The sequence below is a fragment of the Kitasatospora sp. NPDC051702 genome, from assembly GCF_040681575.1.
Classification (GTDB): Bacteria; Actinomycetota; Actinomycetes; order Streptomycetales; family Streptomycetaceae; genus Kitasatospora.
The window spans coordinates 23105-43919 of the sequence record NZ_JBFAZB010000015.1 but is presented as its reverse complement, the minus strand read 5'-3'; the positions used below and the strand labels follow the sequence as shown (position 1 = coordinate 43919).

24 protein-coding genes are annotated in these 20815 nt (G+C 75.4%); 2 read left to right on the top strand and 22 right to left on the bottom strand.

Annotated elements, in window-relative coordinates; translation table 11 throughout:
- Positions 1 to 11: 11 nt before the first annotated feature.
- The 5 genes from AB0N04_RS15390 to AB0N04_RS15370 all read right to left on the bottom strand — a co-directional run bounded on the left by AB0N04_RS15390 (position 12) and on the right by AB0N04_RS15370 (position 3787).
- Positions 12 to 341, bottom strand: a complete 330-nt coding sequence (locus tag AB0N04_RS15390; RefSeq protein WP_360208670.1) for an XRE family transcriptional regulator — start codon at positions 339 to 341, stop codon at positions 12 to 14.
- Positions 338 to 709: a type II toxin-antitoxin system RelE/ParE family toxin gene (locus tag AB0N04_RS15385; protein WP_360208668.1), complete on the bottom strand. Its 372-nt coding sequence runs from the start codon at positions 707 to 709 to the stop codon at positions 338 to 340. Before AB0N04_RS15385 ends, AB0N04_RS15390 begins: the two co-directional genes overlap by 4 nt.
- A gap of 102 nt (positions 710 to 811) precedes the next feature.
- On the bottom strand, positions 812 to 1849 hold the full coding sequence (locus AB0N04_RS15380) for a nitronate monooxygenase (protein ID WP_360208665.1): 1038 nt from the start codon (positions 1847 to 1849) through the stop codon (positions 812 to 814).
- Between the two features lie 103 nt (positions 1850 to 1952).
- Positions 1953 to 2591: a response regulator transcription factor gene (locus AB0N04_RS15375; protein WP_360208662.1), complete on the bottom strand. Its 639-nt coding sequence runs from the start codon at positions 2589 to 2591 to the stop codon at positions 1953 to 1955.
- Positions 2588 to 3787 carry a sensor histidine kinase gene (locus tag AB0N04_RS15370; protein ID WP_360208659.1) on the bottom strand — a complete coding sequence of 400 codons (1200 nt, stop codon included), beginning with the start codon at positions 3785 to 3787 and terminating at the stop codon, positions 2588 to 2590. The genes AB0N04_RS15375 and AB0N04_RS15370 overlap by 4 nt, the downstream gene beginning before the upstream one ends.
- A 165-nt stretch (positions 3788 to 3952) precedes the next feature.
- Between AB0N04_RS15370 and AB0N04_RS15365 the strand changes: the two genes are divergently transcribed.
- Positions 3953 to 5029, top strand: coding sequence for an ABC transporter permease (locus AB0N04_RS15365; RefSeq protein ID WP_360208656.1), 1077 nt, complete (start codon positions 3953 to 3955; stop codon positions 5027 to 5029).
- On the top strand, positions 5026 to 5706 hold the full coding sequence (locus tag AB0N04_RS15360) for an ABC transporter ATP-binding protein (protein WP_360208653.1): 681 nt from the start codon (positions 5026 to 5028) through the stop codon (positions 5704 to 5706). The genes AB0N04_RS15365 and AB0N04_RS15360 overlap by 4 nt, the downstream gene beginning before the upstream one ends.
- Position 5707: 1 nt before the next feature.
- Here AB0N04_RS15360 and AB0N04_RS15355 read toward each other — a convergent pair whose 3' ends face one another.
- From AB0N04_RS15355 to AB0N04_RS15275, 17 genes are all read right to left on the bottom strand, one after another.
- Positions 5708 to 6304 carry a Uma2 family endonuclease gene (locus AB0N04_RS15355; RefSeq protein WP_360208651.1) on the bottom strand — a complete coding sequence of 199 codons (597 nt, stop codon included), beginning with the start codon at positions 6302 to 6304 and terminating at the stop codon, positions 5708 to 5710.
- 102 nt (positions 6305 to 6406) lie between these two features.
- The gene (locus AB0N04_RS15350) at positions 6407 to 7117 is read right to left on the bottom strand and encodes a GntR family transcriptional regulator (RefSeq protein ID WP_360208648.1); all 711 of its coding nucleotides are present in this window, start codon (positions 7115 to 7117) and stop codon (positions 6407 to 6409) included.
- Between the two features lie 359 nt (positions 7118 to 7476).
- The gene (locus tag AB0N04_RS15345) at positions 7477 to 8331 is read right to left on the bottom strand and encodes an ornithine cyclodeaminase family protein (protein ID WP_360208931.1); all 855 of its coding nucleotides are present in this window, start codon (positions 8329 to 8331) and stop codon (positions 7477 to 7479) included.
- A gap of 92 nt (positions 8332 to 8423) precedes the next feature.
- Positions 8424 to 9452, bottom strand: a complete 1029-nt coding sequence (locus AB0N04_RS15340) for a proline racemase family protein (RefSeq protein ID WP_360208645.1) — start codon at positions 9450 to 9452, stop codon at positions 8424 to 8426.
- Positions 9452 to 10825, bottom strand: coding sequence for an aldehyde dehydrogenase family protein (locus AB0N04_RS15335; RefSeq protein ID WP_360208928.1), 1374 nt, complete (start codon positions 10823 to 10825; stop codon positions 9452 to 9454). The genes AB0N04_RS15340 and AB0N04_RS15335 overlap by 1 nt, the downstream gene beginning before the upstream one ends.
- A gap of 71 nt (positions 10826 to 10896) precedes the next feature.
- A complete protein-coding gene (locus AB0N04_RS15330) occupies positions 10897 to 11901 on the bottom strand; it encodes a proline racemase family protein (RefSeq protein WP_360208642.1) in 1005 nt (334 codons plus the stop codon).
- Between the two features lie 118 nt (positions 11902 to 12019).
- Positions 12020 to 12928: a dihydrodipicolinate synthase family protein gene (locus AB0N04_RS15325; RefSeq protein WP_360208639.1), complete on the bottom strand. Its 909-nt coding sequence runs from the start codon at positions 12926 to 12928 to the stop codon at positions 12020 to 12022.
- An 85-nt stretch (positions 12929 to 13013) separates the two neighbouring features.
- The gene (locus AB0N04_RS15320; RefSeq protein WP_360208637.1) at positions 13014 to 14465 is read right to left on the bottom strand and encodes an NAD(P)/FAD-dependent oxidoreductase; all 1452 of its coding nucleotides are present in this window, start codon (positions 14463 to 14465) and stop codon (positions 13014 to 13016) included.
- Complete coding sequence (locus tag AB0N04_RS15315) at positions 14446 to 14763, bottom strand: (2Fe-2S)-binding protein (RefSeq protein WP_360208635.1); 318 nt, start codon at positions 14761 to 14763, stop codon at positions 14446 to 14448. The genes AB0N04_RS15320 and AB0N04_RS15315 overlap by 20 nt, the downstream gene beginning before the upstream one ends.
- A gap of 124 nt (positions 14764 to 14887) precedes the next feature.
- Positions 14888 to 16063 (bottom strand): FAD-dependent oxidoreductase, encoded by a 1176-nt coding sequence (locus tag AB0N04_RS15310; RefSeq protein WP_360208632.1) that lies wholly within the window; start codon positions 16061 to 16063, stop codon positions 14888 to 14890.
- Between the two features lie 204 nt (positions 16064 to 16267).
- Positions 16268 to 17209 carry a twin-arginine translocase subunit TatC gene (gene tatC / locus AB0N04_RS15305; RefSeq protein WP_360208630.1) on the bottom strand — a complete coding sequence of 314 codons (942 nt, stop codon included), beginning with the start codon at positions 17207 to 17209 and terminating at the stop codon, positions 16268 to 16270.
- A gap of 76 nt (positions 17210 to 17285) precedes the next feature.
- Positions 17286 to 17585: a Sec-independent protein translocase subunit TatA gene (tatA, locus tag AB0N04_RS15300; protein WP_360208627.1), complete on the bottom strand. Its 300-nt coding sequence runs from the start codon at positions 17583 to 17585 to the stop codon at positions 17286 to 17288.
- Positions 17586 to 17787: 202 nt separating this feature from the next.
- A complete protein-coding gene (locus tag AB0N04_RS15295; protein WP_360208624.1) occupies positions 17788 to 17964 on the bottom strand; it encodes a hypothetical protein in 177 nt (58 codons plus the stop codon).
- 20 nt (positions 17965 to 17984) lie between these two features.
- Positions 17985 to 18191 (bottom strand): hypothetical protein, encoded by a 207-nt coding sequence (locus AB0N04_RS15290; protein WP_360208622.1) that lies wholly within the window; start codon positions 18189 to 18191, stop codon positions 17985 to 17987.
- 27 nt (positions 18192 to 18218) lie between these two features.
- Positions 18219 to 19193 (bottom strand): WYL domain-containing protein, encoded by a 975-nt coding sequence (locus tag AB0N04_RS15285; RefSeq protein ID WP_360208619.1) that lies wholly within the window; start codon positions 19191 to 19193, stop codon positions 18219 to 18221.
- Positions 19190 to 20176 carry a WYL domain-containing protein gene (locus AB0N04_RS15280; protein WP_360208617.1) on the bottom strand — a complete coding sequence of 329 codons (987 nt, stop codon included), beginning with the start codon at positions 20174 to 20176 and terminating at the stop codon, positions 19190 to 19192. The genes AB0N04_RS15285 and AB0N04_RS15280 overlap by 4 nt, the downstream gene beginning before the upstream one ends.
- Before the next feature lie 165 nt (positions 20177 to 20341).
- Complete coding sequence (locus tag AB0N04_RS15275) at positions 20342 to 20716, bottom strand: FKBP-type peptidyl-prolyl cis-trans isomerase (RefSeq protein ID WP_360208614.1); 375 nt, start codon at positions 20714 to 20716, stop codon at positions 20342 to 20344.
- Between the last annotated feature and the right edge of the window lie 99 nt (positions 20717 to 20815).

Here is a 20815-nt window from a genome sequence, read left to right as displayed (position 1 = left end):
GGGAGCGACGCTCAGGCCACCTTGACCGTCCGCTCCCCCTGCCGGACGGTGACCTCCACCTCGCCGCCGATCGCGGCGGCGTAGGCCCGCAGGTTGTCCAGGCTGTCCACCTGCCCGTGCTCGATCTGCGAGACGCGCGCCTGGCTCACGCCCATCAGCCCGGCCACCTCCTTCTGCGTCAGGCCGTTACCCCGCCGCAGCTCAGCCAGCTCGTACCCACGGATCTGGGCCAGCGTCTCCTGTCGGACCCGCGCCCGATCCGCCTCCGCCTCCGGCGTCGCCAGTTCGGGGAACCGTTCCAGAACCTCGGCCCGTACCTCGGTCCAACTGCGCCCCTTCATGCACGCACTCCCTTCCGTTGCTCCTCGACGTAGTCCGCGTACCGCTTCTCCGCCAGAGGAATCGACTCGTCGTACCACTCCGACCAACGACCCGACTTGTCGCCCGCCACCAGGATGATGGCCTCCCGCTCCTGGTCGAACACGAAGAGCATGCGCACCTCGCTCCCGCCCGAGGACCCGGGCCGTAGCTCTTTCAGGTTGTGCAGCCGGCTGCGGTGGATCCGGTCCACCGCGGGCCGGCCCAAGGTCGGGCCCTCGTCAGCCAGCAGGTCCAACGCCTCAAGGATGTTGCCCGCGGTCTTCGGATCGTCCTCGCAGATCTGCAAGTACCACTCCTCAACCGGCGCCAGAAGTGTGATCTCCCACATGGCCACCAACTTAAGTGGTCTCTTATACGCTACAGCGCGCTTTCCCGCCCGATCCACCCCCGCGGGGGACGACACGCCCGGGCCTCGCACGCGCCGGGCGCACTACCCCCGCGCGGAGTGCCAGAGGCGGGCGACGATGTCCGCCGCCGGGCCCGGGCGGGTGAGGCGGTGGGCGGTGCCGGCCCAGAGGTGCATGGCGGTGGTGTCGGCGTCGCTGGTGGCGGCCGCGCGCAGCGGGCGGGTGAGGTGGTGCACCTCGGGGTAGGCGGGCGGGGCGTACCGGCCGTAGCGGTCGATGAAGTCGTTGCGCAGGCCACGGGCCGGCCGGCCGGTGAAGGCGCGGGTGACGACCGTCTCCGGCATCGCGGTGAGCGCCGACCGGTGCGCGGCCGGGGCACCGGACTCGTCGGCGCGGAGCAGGGCCGTCCCCAGCTGCACCGCGACCGCGCCGGCCCGCAGCGCCGCCGCCACCGCCGGGCCGTCGCCGAGCCCGCCGGCCGCGATCAGCGGCAGCGCCGTCACCGCCCGCACCGCGGGCAGCAGGTCGAGCAGCGGCGCCCCGTCCGGTTCGTCCGCCACCCGGTGGGTGCCGCGGTGCCCGCCGGCCTCCGGGCCCTGCACGCACAGCGCGTCCATCCCGACCGCCTCGGCCGCCCGCGCCTCCGCGGGCGTGGTGACGGTGCCGACCTGGAGCGACCCGGCCGCGCGGACCGCCGCCGCCTCGGCCGCCGTCGGCAGCCCGAACGTGTACGAGACGACCGGCACCGGATCGGCCAGCAGCACGGACAGTTTGGCGTCCCAGTCGTCCCGGTCGGGCCCGATCTCCTCGGGGAGCGTCACGCCCCGGCGCCGGGCCTCGGGCCGCAGCCGCTCCCGGTAGGCGGCGACGGCGACCCGGTCCCCGGGGGCGGCCGGGACGAACAGGTTCATCCCGAACGGCCGCCCGCTCAACGCCCTCACCTGCGCGATCTGTTCGGCCATCCCGGCGGCGTCGCGGTACCCGGCGGCGAGGAAGCCGAGACCGCCGGCCCGGTTCACCGCGGCCACCAGCTGCGGCGTGGACGCCCCGCCCGCCATCGGCGCGCCGATCACCGGCACGGCGAGTTCGTCGAGACGCACGGTCGTCGGGGGTTCGGCCATCCGGGGCTCCTCCACACTCCTGCGGGTACGGACCGGCCCCAGCCTATGCCGCTCCCCCGGACCCGACGGACCCGACGGACCGCACGGACCCGACGGACCCGATCTAGCGGATCAGCCCGCGACCGCGCGCCTCCCGCACCGCCGCCGTCCGCGAGTCCACCCCCAACTTGGTGTAGATGTGCACCAGATGGGACTTCACGGTGGCCTGGCTCAGGTGCAGCCGCTGGCTGACCTGCTGGTTGGTCAGCCCGTCCGCGACCAGCCCCAGCACCTCGGTCTCCCGCGCGCTGAGCGCCGCCGCCGGCGTCCGCATCCGTTCGAGCAGCCGGTCGGCGACGCTGGGCGCCAGCGCCGAACGGCCGGCGGCGGCCGCCCGGACGGCCTGGGCGAGCTCCTCCGGCGGCGCGTCCTTGAGCAGGTAGCCGGTGGCGCCGGCCTCCAGCGCGGGCAGGGTGTCGGCGTCGCTGTCGTAGGTGGTGACGACGAGGACGCGGGGCGCACCCGCCCGGGCGGTGATCGCGGCGGTGGCCTGGGCGCCGTTCATGGCGGAGCCCGGCCCGAACTGGAGGTCCATCAGCACCACGTCGACCGTCCCCTGCGCCGCCAGTTCGACGGCCCGTTCGGCGGTCGCGGCCTCGGCGACGATCTCGAAGTCCGGTTCGCCCTCCAGCACGGCCCGCAGTCCGGCCCGCACCACCGGGTGGTCGTCCGCCAGCAGCAGTCTGATCGCGGCCCCGCTCATGCCCCGCCCTCCGTCACCGGCAGCTGGACGGCCAGGGCGGTGCCCTCGCCGGGTGCCGACTCCACCGTGAAGGTGCCGCCGAGGGCCCTGGCCCTCGCCCGCATCGACGGCAGGCCGAACCCGCCGTCGCCGCCTGTACGGCCGGCGACCGCCGCCGGGTCGAACCCGGCCCCGTCGTCGAACACGTCGAGCGCCACCTCGTCCTCCATGTAGCTGAGCGTCACCTCTGCGTGCGAGGCCCCGGCGTGCCGGACGGTGTTGCCGAGTGCGGACTGCGCGATCCGCAGCAGGGCGACCTCCTGGGGCACCGGCAGCCGGACCGGGTCGCCGGACACGTGCAGTTTCACCGGGAGGCCGCTGTGCGCCGCCGTCGTGGCGCACAGCCGTTCCAGGGCGACCGGCAACGGGTCGCCGTCGAGGGCGGGCGGGGTGAGCGCGCGAACGAAGCGCCGGGCCTCGTCGAGGTTGTCCTGGGCGGCCTGCCGGGCCTGTTCGACGTACCCGGCGGCCGCGTCGGTGCGGCCGGGCAGGGCGCGCTGGGCGGCCCGCAGCAGCAGCTGGATCGAGCTGAGGCTCTGGGCGAGGGTGTCGTGGATCTCCCGGGCGAGGCGCTCGCGTTCGGCGAGCACGCCGGCGGTGTGGTGGGCGGCGGCGAGGTCGGCCCGGGCGGCGGTGAGTTCGTCGATGAGCCGGCGGCGTTCCTCGCTCTCCCGGTACAGCGCCTGGTAGCCGAGCACGGTGGCGGTGGCGACGGCCGCACCGAGCGCGGGTCCGATGGCGGCGGCCACGTTGAAGGCGTGCTGGTGCCAGGACCACGCGGCGATGGCGGTGGCGGCGGTCAGACCGACGGCGGCGAGCCCGGCGCGGCGCCCGAGCAGGTGCAGTTCGAGGAAGTACAGCGGGAAGGCCAGCCAGACCCCGTCCTGGGTGGCGAGGAGCACGCCCGCCCAGGTGACGCCGAGCAGGGCGAGCCAGAGCGCGGCGGCCCGTCGGGAGCGGTGCACGGCCGCGGTCCTGGGGCCGACGGCGTAGACGGCGCCCATCGCGGCGGCGGAGGCGGCGACCGCCGCCGGGTCGCCGTCCCGGCCGGTCAGGGCGCGGGCGACGGCGAGGGCGAGCAGGCCCGCCACGAGCAGGTGCAGGCAGACCTGGAGGACGCGGGCGACGGGGGTGGTGCGGGAACGTTCGGTCGCCATCAGTCCAGCCTAGGTTCCGCGGCCGGGCCCGGCATCAATCAAAAGGTTGAACTCCGCTTCTGCCCTTCGATGCGGAGGATGCAATCCGGGGTGCGATGCCGGCGGCCGCCGTCCTCCGGGACGGTGGGAACGTCACAGAAGCAGCCGTGGACAGGAAGGACCGCCGTGTTCGTCGCCTGGAGGGATCTGGGGTTCGCCAAGGGGCGGTTCGCCCTGATGGGGACCGTCATCGTACTGATCACCGTGCTGGTCGGCCTGCTGTCCGGGCTGACGGCCGGGCTGGGCCGGCAGAACATCTCCGCGATCACCGGCCTGCCCGCGGACCACCTGGTCTTCTCCAGGCCCGCCGACGGGCAGCAGCTGTCCTTCACGGACTCCCAGGTGACACCCGAGCAGTGGCAGGCCTGGGCACGTGAGCCCGGGGTCACCTCCGCCCAGCCGCTGGGCATCACCACGACCAAGGCGGCCGCGGGCACCCGCACCGCCGCGCTGTCCGCCTTCGGCGTCCCGGACGGCTCCGGACTGGCCCCGCAGGGCGCCGCGGTGGCCCCCGGCCGGGCGGTGCTCTCCCGCGAGGCCGCCGAGGGCCTGGGCGGCCTCGCCCCGGGCGCCGACCTCACCGTGGCCGGCCACCACCTGCGGGTGGCGGCCGTGGACGGCGACGCCGCGTTCAGCCACACCCCGGTGATCTGGACCAGCCTCTCGGACTGGCAGCAGTTCGCCCCCGGCGGTGCCGGCCACGCCACGGTCGTCGCGCTCGGCACGGCGAAGGGGGCCGACCTCGGCGGCGCCGACGCCCGCCTCGGCACCGAGACCCGCAGCCGGGACGACGCCCTGGCCGCGATCGGCTCCTACACCTCCGAGAACGGCTCGCTGCAGCTGATGCGCGGCTTCCTGTTCGCCATCTCGGCGCTGGTGATCGGCGCGTTCTTCACCGTGTGGACGATCCAGCGCAGCGGCGACGTCGCGGTGCTGAAGGCGCTCGGCGCCTCGACCCGCTACCTGCTGCGGGACGCGCTCGGCCAGGCCGTCCTGCTGCTGGTGCTCGGCACCGCGGTCGGCACCGCCCTCGCGGCGGGCCTGGGCGCGGCAGTCGGCTCCGCGGTGCCCTTCGTCCTGGACGCCCCGACCGTCCTCGTCCCGGCCGTGGTCATGATCGCGCTCGGCGCGGTCGGCGCGGCCCTGTCCATCCGCCGGATCACCTCCGTCGACCCGCTGACCGCTCTGGGGAGCGCCCGATGAGTCTCCTGCTCGACCACGTCACCCTGACCTACCCGGACGGCGACGGCCGGCTCACCGCGCTGGACGACGTCTCGCTGACCGTCCCGAAGGGGTCGATCACGGCGGTGGTCGGACCGTCCGGCTCCGGCAAGTCCAGCCTGCTGGCGGTCGCCGCCACCCTGATCGCCCCGGACTCCGGCCGGGTGGTGGTGGACGGCACCGACACCGCCGGGCTCGGCCGGGCCGAACTGACGGCCCTGCGGCGCACCCGGATCGGCATCGTGTTCCAGCAGGCCAATCTGCTGCCCTCGCTCACCGCCGTCGAGCAGCTCCAGGTGATGGCCCACCTGGACGGCGGCTCCCCGCGCGCCGCGCTGCCGCGGGCGCTGGAGCTGCTGGCCGCCGTCGGCCTGCGCGACCAGGCCGCCCGCCGCCCGCACCAGTTGTCCGGCGGCCAGCGCCAGCGCGTCAACATCGCCCGGGCGCTGATGAACGACCCCACGGTGCTCCTGGTGGACGAGCCGACGAGCGCGCTCGACCACGAACGCGGCGCCGCCGTCCTGGACCTGATCACCGACCTGACCCACCGCCGCGCGACGGCCACCGTGCTGGTCACCCACGACCGCACCCACCTGACGGCCGTCGACCAGGTCGCCGAGGTCCACGACGGCCGTCTCACCGTCCCGGCCCCGGCCTGAGCTACGCCTTCGCCGCCAGCACCTCGTCCACCACCAGCGTCACCGACGCCCCGATCGACTCCGGCAGGGTGAACGACTGCCCCGGGTGGTGGACGGCGTGCAGCCGGTACTCACCGTCCTGCGGGTCGGTGAGCACCGTGACGCGCCGGTTCGTCCGGTCCACGATGACGTAGACGGGCACTCCCGCGGTGGCGTAGGCGAAGGGCTTCTTCGTGAGGTCGTCGCCGAAGTTCGAGGAAGCGACTTCGAGGACGAGACGGAAGACCGCCGGGTCGTAGCAGTCGTACTCGATCAGGTGGTCGTCGATGTCGGCGTCGACGACCGACAGATCGGGCACGGCGTAGTCCGACGGCCCCTCCGGCAGCCAGATGCCGACGTTCTGCAGGACGTCGACCTCCACACCGTCGAGACCGGCCCCGAACAGCGTCCGCATGAGCCGGCTCAGCGACTTTCCGTGTGCGGCGTTCGGCGGCGGCGTCACGGTGATCTCGCTCCCGATGATCTCGACCCGGTAGCCGACGAACTGGTCAGAGATCAGATCGGCGACCTCGAGCAGCGTCGGCTGCTCGACGGGTTCTTCCACTGCTGCGGCGGACATGGATTTCCTCCTGACTGCCGATGTCGGGAAACATCGTCGTAGAGCCGGAGCGCCGATCGCCGGCCGAGCCGACGCCTTCACCCGAACGGGTGGGTCTCCGCCCTAGCGGGCCCGCAGGCGCAGGGCCGGGCGCTCCTCCTCGGCCGGCTCGCCCTGCCCGGCCCAGAGGGAGCGGACGTGGCTGAGGTGGCGCGTCATGCAGGCCTCGGCGGCCTCGGCGTCGCCGGCGATCATCAGGTCCAGCAGCTCCAGGTGCTCCTCGGCCGAGGAGGTCAGCTCGCCGCGCTCGTCGAGCCGGTTGAGCCCGTAGAGCCGGGAGCGCTTGCGCAGGTCGCCGACCACGTCGACGAGGCGGGCGTTGCCGGCCAGCCCGAGCAGGTCCAGGTGGAACTGGCGGTCGGCCTCCAGGTAGCCGATCAGGTCGTGCTTGCGCGCCGCCGCGACGATCGCCTCGGCCTGCGGGCGCAGCCGCTCCAGCTGCTCCCTGGTGGCCGTGCGGGTGACCCGGCCGACGGTCGGGACCTCGATCAGGGCGCGGATCTCGGTGTAGTCGTCGAGGTCGCGCTCCGTGAGCTCGGTGACCCGGAAGCCCTTGTTGCGGACGGCCTCGACCAGGCCCTCGCGGGCGAGGTCCAGCATGGCCTCGCGGACGGGGGTGGCGGAGACGCCGAAGTCGGCGGCGAGGGCGGGCGCGGAGTAGACGACGCCGGGGCGCAGTTCGCCGGAGATCAGGGCCGCCCGGAGCGCGTGGGCGACCTGGTCGCGGAGCCGCTCCTGCACGGAGATCAGAGTGCGGGATTTGAGGTCGGCCATGGTGTTCCTCCGGGTGGGTGCAGAACACCAGCGTACAATGTCACGTTACGTTGAGTGTGCAACAGTCCGCGATTCGGACGATCTGTCAGCGGCTGTCAACCTGCGCGAACACCGGCCGGAGCCCCGCGCGGCAGCGGCCGCGGACCGAAGCCCATCGTGGCAGCGGCCGCCGGCCCTGACAACGGCCGGCGACCCGCGATCTGCGCCACACCACCCACGGCGCACCACCCACGGCGCACCGCCCACGGGCGCCGGGGGCCGGCCCGGCAGGGGATCCCTTCCCACCGCACCGGCCCCCGGCTCCATGCCCCGGCCGCCGCCCGACACGGCAGGCCGGGGAGCCGCCACCGCACCGGCGGCTACCGGTGACCGCCACCACAGCGGTACACCTCCGCCGCGACGGCCAGGTCCTCCCAGGCCATCCCGACGCTCTTGAAGAAGCGCGGCCGGTCCGCCGACGGCACCTCACCGCGCACCAGTTCGGCCAGGTTCCGCACCCCGTCGAACGCGACGCCGGCCAGCAGCAGGTCGCCGGCCTCCCGGGCCGCCACCGCCCGCGCCTCCACGTACAGTCCGGCCCGCCGGACCAGCACCTCGTCCACCTCCCGCGCCTGCGGCTCGTGCGAGCCGACGGCCGCGACGGCGGCGTGCGCGGGCACCAGGGCGCCGTCGAACAGCGGGGTGCGCGCGGTGGTGCAGCAGACCACCAGGTCCGCCCCGGCGACGGCCTCCGGGCCACCGACCGCGGCCGACAGCCCGAGGTCCCGCCCGTACGCGGCCAGCGCGGCCGCCCGTTCGGCGTTGCGCGCCACGACGGTGAGCCGGGTCAGCGGACGGACGGCGAGCAGCGCGTCCAGGTGCCCGTACGCCTGCGGCCCGGAGCCGAAGAGCACCAGGTGGGAGGCGTCCGGTGCGGCCAGCCGGCGCAGGGCGACGGCGGTGACGGCGGGGGTGCGCAGCGCGGTGAGCGCGGCGCCGTCCAGCAGCGCGAGCGGCTGCAGGGTGGGCCCGTCGAGCAGCAGGTAGCTGCCGGTGATCCGGGGCAGCCCCCGGCCGGGGTTGGCCGGCGCGACCCCGGCGATCTTGACCCCGGCGTACGGCCCGGCCGCGGCGGGCATCATCAGCAGCTCGCCCGCCGGGACGGGGACGGCCGAGCGGGCCGGGGCCGCCTCCGGGTCGAACCCGTCGAGCAGCACCCGTTCGAGGGCCGCCACGGCCCCGGCGGGGGTGAGGCCGCCGACGCCCGGCACGGCGTACCGGAGCGGCTCGGCCGCCGTGCCGGGCAGCGTGTCGCGGTCGTCCGCGGTCACAGCAGGAACCCCGTGCCCAGGTCGTCGCCGGGCTCCAGGACGAAGCCGTGCTCGCCGGTGCGGTGCGCGGTGCCGGTGACCTCGGTGACGACGCCGTCGCCGAACGGGTCGCCGCCGGGCAGGTGGCGGCCGGTGAAGACGGTCCCGATGACGGACTCGTGCCGCAGCTGTTCCCCCGGCGCGAGCCGCCCCTCGGCGGCGAGCACCGCGAGCCGGGCGGAGGTGCCGGAGCCGCAGGGCGAGCGGTCGATCTGCCCGTCGGCGAAGACCGTGACGTTGCGCTGGCTCAGCACCCCGTCCGCGGAGGGGAGTTCGTCGTGGAGGATGACGCCGTAGACGCCGGACAGGCGCGGGTCGGTCGGGTGCGCCACCGCCTCCGAACCGGCCAGCAGGTCCCTGATCTCCCGGCCGGCGGCGGTGAGTTCGGGCAGCTGCCCGGGCTCCACCGACAGCCCGAGGGCGGCGGCCGGGACGGAGGCGTAGCAGGCCCCCGAGTGCGCCACCGCGACCTCGACGGTGCCCCGCGAGGTGGCCAGCGGCAGCTTCAGCGCGCTGACCCGGGTGGGGACGTTGCGGAAGGTCACCCCGGTGGTCCGCCCGGCGGCCCGGTGCACCAGCGCGGTGACCCGCCCGGACGGCACGTCGATGCGCACCCGCGCCACGCCGTCGGCGGGGGCGGGGACAAGCCCGGAGTCGACCGCCCAGGCGCCGAGGGCGATGGTGCCGTGCCCGCAGGCCGTCGAGTAACCGTCCTTGTGCCAGAACAGCACCCCGAGGTGCGCCTCGTCGTCGTCCGGCGGCACCAGGAAGCCGCCGTACATGCCGGGGTGGCCGCGCGGCTCCCGGCTGAGCAGCTGCCGGACGTCGTCGAGGGCGCTCGGCCGGGGGGCGGTGGCGCTGCCGCCCGCGCCGAGCGCGATGGCGCGGCGCTCGGCGACGCCGTCCCCCGGGATCACCGGGGCGCCGTCCAGCACGATCCGGAACGGCTCGCCGGCCGCGTGGTAGTCGACGGTGCGGACGAACATCACGCGCCCCCGCCCGGAAGCACGCTGACGGTGCGGCTGACGGTGTAGAAGTCGAGCGCGGCCTGGCCCTGTTCGCGGTCGCCGTGGCTCGCGCCCTTGGCGCCGCCGAACGGCAGGTGGAAGTCGACCCCGCTGGAGGGCGCGTTGACCCGGATCATGCCCGCGTCCAGCCGGTCGGCCGCGGCCAGCGCGACGTCCAGGCTGCCGGTGTGCACCGAGGTGGAGAGGCTGTGCGGGGTGTCGTTGGCGAGCGCGATCGCCTCGTCGAGGTCGGCCGCGGCGTGCAGCAGCGCGATCGGGCCGAAGAACTCCTCGCGCGCCAGCGGGTGTTCGGCCGGCACGTCGGTCAGCAGGGCGGGCTCGACGTACCAGCCGTCCCGCTCGGGCGCCCGGCCGCCGGTGAGCAGGGTGGCCCCGGCGGCGGTCGCGGTGGCGACGGCGCCGGTGAGGCGGTCCCGGGCGGCGGCGTTGATGACCGGCCCGCAGACGCTGTCGTCGACCAGCTCCAGCGCCTTGACCAGGGCGTCGCGCAGCGGCTCGTAGGCGGCGCCGACGGCGATCACCCGGCTGGTGGCGGTGCACTTCTGCCCCGCGTAGCCGGCGACGGCCGCGGCGATGTGGTTCGCGGCCAGGGCGATGTCGGCGTCCGGCAGCACCAGCGCGGCGTTCAGCCCGCCGAGTTCGGCCTGCACCGGCACGCCGCGTTCGGTGGCGGCCCGCACCACGGCCCGGCCGACTCCGGTCGAGCCGGTGAAGGAGACCACGTCCGCCGCGTCGACCAGGGCCGCGCCCTCCTCGGCGCCGCCCGGCAGCACGGTGAACACGTCCGCGGGGAGCCCGGCCGCCGCGACCAGCTCGGCCAGCCGCAGCGCGCAGGCGGTCGCCTCGGGGGCCGGCTTGAGCACCGCGGTGTTGCCGACGGCGAGTGCCGGTGCGGCCTTCCAGGTGGGGATCGCCAGCGGGAAGTTCCACGGCGCGATCAGTCCGGCCACGCCGTACGGGCGGCGCCGGGTGAGCAGCAGCCCGGGCCCGGCGGCGGTCTCGTGGACCGCCCCGGACGGCGTGAACGGCGCCTGCGCGTAGTAGCGCCAGATCGCCGCGGTGCGGGCGACCTCGCCGCGCGCCTCGGCGAGCGGCTTGCCGACCTCGCGCACGATCAGTGCGGCCAGCTCGTCCGCGTGCGCCTCGACCGCGTCGGCGATCCGGCCCAGCGCCGCCGATCGCGCGCCGGCGCCGGCCGCGAGCCAGCCGGGCTGCGCGGCCCCGGCCCGCCCGACGGCGTCCCGGACGGCCTGGGCCCCGGGCTCCTCGACGGCGACGACGAGGTCCGCCGGATCGGCGGGGTTGTACGAGGTGATGGTCACGACTGGCAGCCCTTCGGAGGTGGTTCGGCCGGCGCCGGGGCCGCCGCGTCGAGGGCGGCGGCGGGCAGCGGCGGGCGGGGTCAGAGCAGGAAGCCCGCGGGGAACGGGTCGCTCGGGTCGAGGAAGTACTGGGCGGTGCCGGTGACCCAGGCCCGCCCGGTGACGGTGGGCACCACGGCGGGCCGCCCGGCCACCTCGGTCTCCTCGACCAGGCGCCCGACGAAGGTCGTCCCGATGAAGGAGTCGTTGCGGAAGTCGCGCCCCAGCGGAAGTTCCCCGCGCGCGTGCAGCTGCGCCATCCGCGCCGAGGTGCCGGTGCCGCAGGGCGAGCGGTCGAACCAGCCGGGGTGGATGGCCATCGCGTGCCGGGAGTGCTCGGCGGTGGAGCCGGGGGCGAGCAGCTGGACGTGGTGGCAGCTGTGGATGGAGGGGTCCTCCGGGTGCTGCGGCCGGTCGGGGCTCGCGTTGATGGCGTCCATCAGGGCCAGCCCGGCGTCCAGGATGTCCTGCTTGCGCTCGCGCTCGAACGGCAACCCGAACTCGGCGAGCGGCAGGATGGCGTAGAAGTTGCCGCCGTACGCGAGGTCGTAGCCGACGGTGCCGTACCCGGGGACGTCGATCTTGCGGTCCAGGGCGACCGAGTAGGACGGCACGTTGCGGATCGTCACCGCCTTGGCGGCGCCGTCCTCGACGTGCACCTCGGCGATCACCAGTCCGGCGGGCGTGTCCAGCCGCACGGTGGTGACCGGTTCGACGACGGGCACCATGCCGGTCTCGACGAGCACGGTGGCGACGCCGATGGTGCCGTGCCCGCACATCGGCAGCAGCCCGGAGACCTCGATGTAGAGCACCCCGAAGTCGGCGTCCGGCCGGGTCGGCGGCTGCAGGATCGCGCCGCTCATCGCGGCGTGGCCGCGGGGCTCGTACATCAGCAGGGTGCGGAAGTGGTCCAGGTGCTGCTGGAAGTGCACCCGGCGCTCGGCCATGGTGGCGCCGGGGATGACGCCGAAGCCCCCGGTGACGACCCGGGTCGGCATGCCCTCGGTGTGCGAGTCGACGGCGTGGAACACGTGACGGCTGCGCATGGCTTACGACTCCCGTCGGGGTGGGACGTACGGACGGCGCGGACGGCACGACCGTACGGCTTGGTGGGTGGGGGGTCGGGCCGGCTGCCCCCGCAGCCGGCCTGGTGACTGCGTCCTGCTACGCGAGGCCCTCGGCCAGCGCCTTCTCGGTGGCCGCGCGGACGGCCGCCTCGATCTCCGGGGTGAGCGGCTGGCGCGGGGCGCGCACCGGGCCGCCGGGGCGTCCGGCGATGTCCATCGACAGCTTGATGGCCTGGACGAACTCGGTCTTGGAGTCCCAGCGCAGCAGCGAGTGCAGCGACTTGTACAGCGGGAGCGCGGTGTCCAGGTCGTGCGCGACGGCGGCCTTGTAGAGCGCGACGCTGGCCTCGGGCAGCGCGTTCGGGTAGCCGGCGATCCAGCCGACCGCGCCGGCCAGGGCCAGCTCCAGCAGCACGTCGTCGGCGCCGATCAGCAGGTCCAGCCCGGGGGCCAGTTCGGCGATCTCGTAGGCCCGGCGGACGTCGCCGCTGAACTCCTTGACCGCGACGATCGAGCCCTCGCCGTGCAGCTGCGCGAGCAGTGCCGGGACGAGGTCGACCTTGGTGTCGATCGGGTTGTTGTAGGCGACGATCGGCAGGCCGGCCCTGGCGACCTCGGCGTAGTGCGCGCGCACGGAGGCGTGGTCGGCCCGGTAGGCGTTCGGCGGCAGCAGCAGGACGGATCCGGCGCCGGCCTCGGCGGCCTGCTCGGCCCAGCGGCGGGACTCGGCGCTGCCGTACGCGGCCACGCCGGGCATGACCCGGGAGCCGTCGCCGGCCGCCTCGACGGCCACCTCGACGACGCGGGCGCGCTCCTCGGCGGTGAGCGTCTGGTACTCGCCCAGCGAGCCGTTGGGGACGACGCCGTCGCAGCCGGACTCGATGAGCCAGCGGACGTGCTCGGCGTAGGCGTCGTAGTCGACGGAGAGGTCCGGGCGCAGCGGGATCGTGGTGGCGACCATGACGCCGCGCCAGGGGCGGGTGGTGTCGTTCGGGGTGATGGACACGGTGAGCTCCTTGGTGAGGTGTGACATTTTATTAGACGGGACGGGCCGGAGACAAGGGTCCCCGGCCCGCGCGTTCGACGACGGGCTACGCGCCGGCCGGGCCGGCCTCTCCCGGATCCCCGCCGGGCCCCGCGGCCAGCTGTGCCAGCGGCACCGGGCAGGCCAGCGGGCGGCGGTCGGCCCCGGGCTCACCCGAGCCGGAGAGGCAGGCCACGGCCGGACCGCACATCCGGCCCTGGCACCACCCCATCCCGGCCCGGGTGAGCAGCTTGACGGTGCGCGGATCGCCCGCGCCCAGCTCGTCCACGGCCTCCCGGACCCGCGCCACCGGGACCTCCTCGCACCGGCAGACCTCGGTCTCCGGCGTCAGCCAGCCGGTCCAGCCGGGGCCGGGGCGGTGCGCCGCGGCCATCAGCTCGGCGAAGTCCCGCAGCCGGGACCGGCGGCGCAGCAGGGCCGGCGCCGGAGCCCGGTCGGCCACGGCGTGCGCGGCGAGTTCGCCCTCGACGATCGCGAGGTCCGCGCCGCCGACGCCGTTGGTCTCGCCCGCCGACCACAGCCCGGGCACGGTGGTGCGCAGCCGGGCGTCGACCCGCAGCGCGACCGCGCCGTCGGGGGCGGTGCGGGTGGCCGCGCCCAGCTCGGTCGCCAGGTCGATCTGCGGCAACAGGCCGTGGCCCACGGCGACGGCGTCGCAGTCGATCCGGCGCCCGGTGCCGGGCACCGGACGCCAGTCGGCGTCCAGCCGCGCCACCGTGACGGCGGTGACCCGGTCGGTCCCGTGCGCCTCGACGACGGCGCTGCGCGGCCGCAGCCGCACGCCGTGGCGCAGCAGCGCGCTCCCGTGCCCGGCGCCCTCGACGAGCTTGGCGGGGACGGCCGCCAGCACGCCGGGGCGCCGGGCGTAGCCGAGGTAGGCGGTGGCCTCGACCACCGCGGGCACCTCGGCCCCGGCGGTGACCAGCGAGGACGCCGCCGCGAGCAGCAGCGGGCCGCTGCCGGCCACCACGATCCGCCGCCCGGGCAGCACCAGCCCGGACTTGAGCATGGCCTGGGCGCCGCCCGCGGTGACCACCCCGGGCAGGGTCCAGCCCGGGAAGGGCAGCTGCCGCTCGTACGCGCCGGTGGCCAGCAGCACGGCGGTGGCCCGGACGGTGGTCCGGTCGGCCGACTCCGGCCCGCACGTGACGTGCACGGCGAAGCCGTCCCCGGTGCGCTCCAGCGCCCACACCTGGTGGCCGGTGCGCAGCCGCACGCGGCCGGCCTCCTGGTGGGCGGCGAGCCGGCCGGCCAGGCCGGTGTAGACCGACCAGCCGTGGTGGAGGCGGTCCGGGCGGGCGGCGCCGAGCCCGGGCGCAGGGTGCCGGTAGTACTGGCCGCCGGTGTCGTGCCCGCCGTCCAGCAGGGCGCAGTGCAGCCCGAGGTCCGCGGCGGTGACGGCGGCGGCGAGGCCGGCCGGCCCGGCGCCGACGACCACGAGGTCGTAGCGCGGGGGCTCCCCGGCAGCGGTGGACCGGTCAGACGGCGAGGTCGGCACGGCCGTTGCCCTCCTGGGTGGTGACGGTGGTGCCGGGCTCGGCGGGGAGCAGGCAGGTGCGCTGGTTGGGGCGGCCGTCGACGGTGGCCAGGCAGTCGAAGCAGGCGCCGATGCCGCAGAACGCCCCGCGGGGGCGGCCACCGATCCGGGTGGTGCGCCAGGCGAGCACGCCGTCGGCCCAGAGCGCGGCGGCGATCGACTGCCCCGGCAGGGCGGGGACGGGCCGGCCGTCGAACTCGATGTGGTGGGCGGGGCCGGGCTCGGCCCCGACCAGTTCGGCGGGGGTGCGGCGGCGCATCGGCGGCTCCTCCGTTTCGGTGGCGTTCGGGTGGTCGGGGAAGGGGGGGCGGGCGTCGGGCCCGGCGCGGCCGCTCACGCGGGCCCGGCCGTACGGGCCGGGCCGCGCGGGCCGGGCGCGGCGCTCAGGCCCCGGCCGCGGACTCCGCCGGGAAGCGGTCCGGCCGGAAGGGCGTGAGGTCCAGCTCCGGCTGCTTGCCGGTCAGCTGTTCGCTGATCAGCAGCCCGGTGGCCGGGGCCAGCCCGATGCCGGCGCCCTCGTGGCCGCAGGCGTGGTACAGCCCGGGCACCCGGGGGTCCGCCCCGACGGCCGGCAGGTGGTCCGGCAGGTACGGCCGGAAGCCGCGGTAGGTGCGCAGCACGGTGACGTCCTCCAGCACCGGGAAGAGTGCGGCGGCCTGCCCGGCGAGCCGCCGCAGCACCTCCTGGGAGAGCGTCCGGTCGAAGCCGACCCGCTCCCGGCTGGCGCCGATCAGCACCGGCCCGCCGGGGGTGCCCTCCACCACGGCGGAGGTCTGCAGGGCGGCCGAGCCGCTGGCGACGTCGGCGACGTAGTCGGCGGCGTAGACCTTGTGCCGGACGATCCGCGGCAGTGGCTCGGTGACCAGCACGAAGCCGCGCCGGGGCATCACCGGCAGGTGCACTCCGGCGAGCCCGGCGAGCTCGCCGCCCCAGGTGCCGGCCGCGTTGACCACGGCGGGGGCGGTGAGCCGGCGCCGGTCGGTGCGCACGCCGCGCACGGCGCCGTCCGGCCCGCGGTCGACGGCGGTCACGGTCTCGCCGGTGAGCAGCTCGGCGCCCAGGCGGCGGGCCTCGCGCAGCAGGTGGGCGGCGGCGAGGGCGGGCTGGACCTGGGCGTCCTGCGGGTAGTGGAAGCCGCCGGCCAGGCCGCGGGCGAGGTGGGGCTCCAGCTCGCGCAGCCGCTCGGCGGGGACCTCCTCGGCGGTGACGCCGGCGGCGGTCTGCCCGGCGGCGAAGGCCCGCAGGGCGTCCTGTCCGGCCGGGGTGGCCGAGACGACCACGCCGCCCTTGGGTTCGTACTCCACGGCCGGGCCGAGGTGTTCGGCGAGGTCGCGCCAGAGCCGGGTGCTGAGCAGGGCGAGGTCGAGTTCGGGCCCGGGCTCCTTGTCGGAGACCAGCAGGTTGCCCTCGCCGGCGCCGGTGGTGCCGCCGGCCACCGGCCCGCGGTCGACGACGGCGACGGCGAGCCCGGCGCGGGCGGCGTAGTAGGCGCAGGCGGCGCCGACGACACCGGCGCCGACCACGACGACATCCAGTGGAGGTCTCTGGGTCTTGAGCACGTCAGTAATATGTCACATGCCATCCACCCTGCCAAGACCGCCCCGCCGGAGTCCGCGACCGGCCCGCCGGCCGGCCCCGGGACCTGCCGGATCCGCACCGGAGCCGGGCCGGAACCGCTCCGGACCAGCGCGAAGGCCCCGGCCCGCCGCGTCGGGCGGCGGGCCGGGGCCTCACGGTGCACTACCGGGTCCTGCGGCCCCGGATCAGGTGATGTCGTCGATCTGCTCGCCGCGTGCGGCGGGCACCGGGGCGCTCGCCGTCGGCGCGCTCGACGCCCGGACGGTCTCCACTCCGGCCACCGGCTGCACCGAGAGGTCCAGCTCCGAGGCCTCCTCGTCGCTCAGCCCGGCGTCGGGGTTGCGGCGGGCCTTGCGCCGGTCGTTGAACAGCGCGATCGCCACGGCGATGAAGTACAGCGCCCAGATCGGCGCGGCCAGGGTGAGCATGCTGACCGGGTCGGCGCTCGGCGTCGCGAAGGCCGCGAAGACCGTGATGGCCATGACCATCCCGCGCCACCAGCCGAGCAGCCGCTTCCCGGTGACCATCCCGACGACGTTCAGCATCACCAGCAGCAGCGGGAACTCGAAGGCCAGGCCGAAGACCAGCACCATCCGGGTGGCGATGTCGAGGTAGTCCTCGGGCGGCAGGATCGGCGTGGTGTTGTTCGGGGTGAACGAGATCAGCACGTCGACCGTGGTCGGGAGGACCAGGATCGCGCAGCCCACGCCGGCCAGGAACAGCGGTGCCCCGGCCGCCATGAAGATGATCGAGTACTTCTTCTCGTGCTTGTGCAGACCGGGCGCCACGAAGGCCCACACCTGGTAGAGCCAGATCGGCACGGTCGCGACCACGCCGGCCGTCAGCGAGACCTTGAGCATCCAGGTGAAACCGGCGGTCAGACCGATGTTGGAGACCTGGGCGCACTTCCCGTGGTACTGGCCAGCCGTCTCCGCGGTGCACCGCGGCAGCGGCTTCAGCAGGAAGTCCTCGAGCTGCTTGTGGTAGACCGCGGCGATGATCGTGATGACCACGATCGCCAGGACCGACTTGACCACGCGGTTCCGCAGTTCCCGCAGGTGGTCGGCGAGGGCCATCCGCCCCTCAGGATCCTTGGGCGCGTTCGACGCCTTGGAGAGCTTGCTCAACCCCGGTCCTCAACTCGTGCGTCGAGGCCCGCCGGTCGGCGGGCCTCCGTGGTCGCGTGCGTCACGTGCGCCGCGCTCAGTGCGGGCGGTCGCCGTCGGGCGCGGTGGCCCCCGCGGCCGGCTCATTCACCGGACGGGCCGTCGCCGACGCCCCGGGGGCGGACTGGATGGTCCGCGCCGCGGCGCCGTCGACCTGCTGGGGCGCGGGCGCCGGGGTGTCCGCGGACTCGCCGTCCGAGCGCATCGCCTTGGCCTCGCTCTTCAGGATCCGCATCGACTGACCGAGCGAACGCGCCAGATCGGGCAGTCGCTTGGCACCGAAGAGCAGGACGGCGAATACCGCGACCACCACGATCGCGGTCATCGAGATGCGCATGTGCGACCACCTTCAGTCATGGCGGCCCGACGGGCCGTCCGCCGCGGATGCTAACCGCTGCGGATGACGCCACGACGACGGCCGCCCGAACAGGACAGCGGCCCCCTTCGCAGGTGCAGGAGCCTCCTGAGAGCGTAACCCGCGCGCCCCCGCACGCAGCAGCCCCCGTACCGCCGACGCTTCCCGCCCCCGCCGGAGCGCGCTACCGGCCCGGTACCGCGGCGGCCAGCTCGCCCGCCGCGTCGGCCAGCGCCCGGGAGGCCGCGTCCACTCCCTCGGCCAGCGCCCGCACGGCCAGCCAGAGCCGGATCGCGAGGACCCCGAGGACCAACAGGCCCGCGGTGGCGAGCAGGACGGCGGCGACGAGCATCCAGGACATGGCCCCACCCTATCGGTGTGCTACCCCTCGGCCGGGACGAGCCGCATCGTGCGGACGCCGGCCCCGGTGAGCGCCGCGACGATCTTCTCCCCGGCGGCCTTGCGCACCGACGCCCCGCAGAGCGGGCAGCCGAAGCTGTAGTGCGCCTGGGCCGGGGTGCGGCCGAAGGTCAGCCGGAACTCCTCGGCCGGCAGCTCCACCTTCTCCCGGCACTCGGAGCAGTACACCTTGAATCTGGTCCCGGGTTCCACCGATCAGGCCCGCCCCTCCCCCTCGGCCGCCGTCCCCTCGTAGGCGGCCAGCGCGGCCAGCGCCGCCGAGCGCGCCTGCCCGGCCAGCTCCGGCGGCGAGACGATCCGGCCGTCCCGGCCCAGCCGCAGCGCCAGCGGGCGCAGCTGCGAGGGGTCGGCGCTGCGCAGGGTGATCCGCAGCCCGCCGTCCGGCAGCTCCTCGGCCCGGTCGTGGGTGTAGTACTCGGCCACCCAGCGCCCGCCCGAGGAGACCTCGACGACCACCTCGGGGTCGTCCGCGGAGGGGTTGACCAGCCCGCCGCTGAGGTCGCGCGGCTCGCGCCGGGGCGGGTCGGCCGGCACGTCCAGCACCCGGATCTCGGCGACCCGGTCCAGCCGGAACATCCGGTGGTCCTCGGAGGTCCGGCACCAGGCCTCGAGGTAGGTGTGGCCCTCGGTGAGCAGCCGGATCGGGTCGACCTCGCGCTCGGTCATCCCGCCGCGCCCGTGCGAGTAGTAGCGCAGCCAGAGCCGGCGCCCCTCGCTGAGCGCGCGGTCGATGTCGGCGAACACGTGGCCCTCGGCCTCGAAGGTCACGCCGACCCTGGCGCTGCCGGCCGCGCTCTCCCCGGCCGCGTTCTCGATCTTGACGACGGCCCGGGTGAGCGCCTCCCGGTCACCGGCCCGCAGGCCGGGCAGGCCGGCCACCGCACGGGCGGCCACCAGCAGCGCGGTCGCCTCGTCGGCGGCCAGCCGCAGCGGCTGGGCCACGTCGTCGACGTTGTGCCACCAGATCCGCTCGCCGTCGGTGTCGATGTCGAGCAGGTCGCCGCCGCGGAAGCTGGTGCCGCACATCGGCAGCACGTTGAGGTCGCCGATCAGCTCGCGCTCGGAGATCCCGAACGCCCGGGCCACCTCGGCCACCTCGGCGCCGGGCCGCTCGCGCAGGTAGGTGACCAGCGACAGCATCCGCCTGGTCTGGTCGATCGCGTTGCTCATGCGTGGACCCCTTCGGTCACAGCGTCCAGCCCGGCCACGGCCCGCAGCCGGTCGATCACGTCGGCCCGCAGCTCCTCGGGGCCGAGCACCAGCACGTCCGGGCCGAACTCGGCGAGGTCCGCGCCGAGCCCGTTGCCGTACGGGATCTCCAGCTCGTCCCAGCGGTCGTCGACCCGCGTGCTGGCGAGCGCCTTGGTGCGCAGCGGGAAGCCGGCCCCCCGGCGGACCCGGACGGTCGCGGTGGCGGTGGCGCCCTCACCGGCGAACTTGGCGACGGTGGCGCGGACGTCCACGTGCTCGGGCACGGTGCCGAGGAAGGCCCCGGTCCTGGCCCGGACCTTGCCGGTGATCCGGCTCAGCCGGAACACCCGGGCGTCGCCGCGGTCGCGGTCCCAGCCCGCCAGGTACCAGTGCCCGCGCCAGCACTCCAGCGCCCACGGCTCGACGCTGCGCAGCTCGACGGCGGCGGCACCGGCCTTGCGGTACTCGAAGCTGACCGCGCGTCGGTCGCGGGCGGCGGTGAGCAGCGGCTCGAACGCGGCCTCCCGGGCCGGGATCCGCGGCTCCAGGGCGGTGCGGCCCTCGGGCTCGGCGAACGGTACGCCGGCCGCGCGCAGCTTCTGCAGCGCGCCGCTGGCCGCACCGGACATCTTGGCCTGCTGCCAGACCCGGGCGGCCAGGGTCAGCGCGGCCGCCTCCTCGGCGTCCAGCGCGATCTCGGGCAGCCGGTTGCGGTCGGCGCGGGCCAGGTAGCCGAGCTCGCCGTCCAGGGCGTTCTCGTCGACGTCGATCACCAGGCCGAGTTCGCGCAGGTCGTCCTTGTCCCGCTCGAACATCCGGTTGAAGGCGTCCTCGCTGCTGTTCTGCCAGGCCTCGCGGTACGCCTCGATGGATTCCCGCAGCTCCTTCTTGGAGAGCGGACGTCTGGTGTTCATCAGGCACAGGGCGAGATTCATCAGCCGCTCTGCCTTGGCGATCGCCATCGCTGACCCTTCCGGTGTGCCGCGCCGCGCGCGGGGTGTGCCCGCCGGGTGGTCGTCACCCGGCGGGACCGACCGTACCGGTCGCGGTACGCACTGCAAAAGCCGCCTCCGGAAACGCCCGCGGGCCGGGCCCCCGGAGGGGTCCGGCCCACGGTCGTGCCCGGGTCAGACGCCCAGCAGGTCGACCACGAAGATCAGGGTCGAGCCGGCCGGGATGGCCGGGGTCGGCGACTGGTTGCCGTACGCCAGGTGCGGCGGGATGACCAGCTCGCGGCGGCCGCCGACCTTCATGCCGACGACGCCCTGGTCCCAGCCCTTGATGACGCGGCCGCCGCCCAGCGGGAACTGGAAGGCGCTGCCACGGTTCCAGCTGGCGTCGAACTCCTCGCCGGTCGCGAAGGTCACGCCCACGTAGTGGACCTTGACGACCTGGCCCGGCTTGGCCTCCTCGCCGTCACCGACGACGATGTCGCGGATCGTCAGCTCGGTCGGGGCGTCGCCGACCGGGAAGTCGATCTCGGGCTTCTCGTTGAGGCTCACAGTCCCTCTTCTCGTATTCGCTTGCAGTCACGACCAAGCGGCGGGCGCCCGCACCCGGTCCGTTCCCGGACCACGGTACGGGCGCCCGCCGCCCGTCCG

Coding starts and splice junctions, on each gene's coding strand:
- AB0N04_RS15330 (WP_360208642.1), bottom strand. CDS start 11,901: ATGCGCAGCCGTCACGTGTTCCACGCCGTCGACTCGCACACCGAGGGC.
- AB0N04_RS15285 (WP_360208619.1), bottom strand. CDS start 19,193: ATGAGCAACGCGATCGACCAGACCAGGCGGATGCTGTCGCTGGTCACC.
- AB0N04_RS15350 (WP_360208648.1), bottom strand. CDS start 7,117: ATGGCCGACCTCAAATCCCGCACTCTGATCTCCGTGCAGGAGCGGCTC.
- AB0N04_RS15390 (WP_360208670.1), bottom strand. CDS start 341: ATGAAGGGGCGCAGTTGGACCGAGGTACGGGCCGAGGTTCTGGAACGG.
- AB0N04_RS15355 (WP_360208651.1), bottom strand. CDS start 6,304: ATGTCCGCCGCAGCAGTGGAAGAACCCGTCGAGCAGCCGACGCTGCTC.
- AB0N04_RS15295 (WP_360208624.1), bottom strand. CDS start 17,964: ATGTCCTGGATGCTCGTCGCCGCCGTCCTGCTCGCCACCGCGGGCCTG.
- AB0N04_RS15315 (WP_360208635.1), bottom strand. CDS start 14,763: ATGCGCCGCCGCACCCCCGCCGAACTGGTCGGGGCCGAGCCCGGCCCC.
- AB0N04_RS15380 (WP_360208665.1), bottom strand. CDS start 1,849: ATGGCCGAACCCCCGACGACCGTGCGTCTCGACGAACTCGCCGTGCCG.
- AB0N04_RS15385 (WP_360208668.1), bottom strand. CDS start 709: ATGTGGGAGATCACACTTCTGGCGCCGGTTGAGGAGTGGTACTTGCAG.
- AB0N04_RS15370 (WP_360208659.1), bottom strand. CDS start 3,787: ATGGCGACCGAACGTTCCCGCACCACCCCCGTCGCCCGCGTCCTCCAG.
- AB0N04_RS15375 (WP_360208662.1), bottom strand. CDS start 2,591: ATGAGCGGGGCCGCGATCAGACTGCTGCTGGCGGACGACCACCCGGTG.
- tatA (WP_360208627.1), bottom strand. CDS start 17,585: ATGCGCATCTCGATGACCGCGATCGTGGTGGTCGCGGTATTCGCCGTC.
- AB0N04_RS15280 (WP_360208617.1), bottom strand. CDS start 20,176: ATGGCGATCGCCAAGGCAGAGCGGCTGATGAATCTCGCCCTGTGCCTG.
- AB0N04_RS15360 (WP_360208653.1), top strand. CDS start 5,026: ATGAGTCTCCTGCTCGACCACGTCACCCTGACCTACCCGGACGGCGAC.
- AB0N04_RS15340 (WP_360208645.1), bottom strand. CDS start 9,452: ATGTTCGTCCGCACCGTCGACTACCACGCGGCCGGCGAGCCGTTCCGG.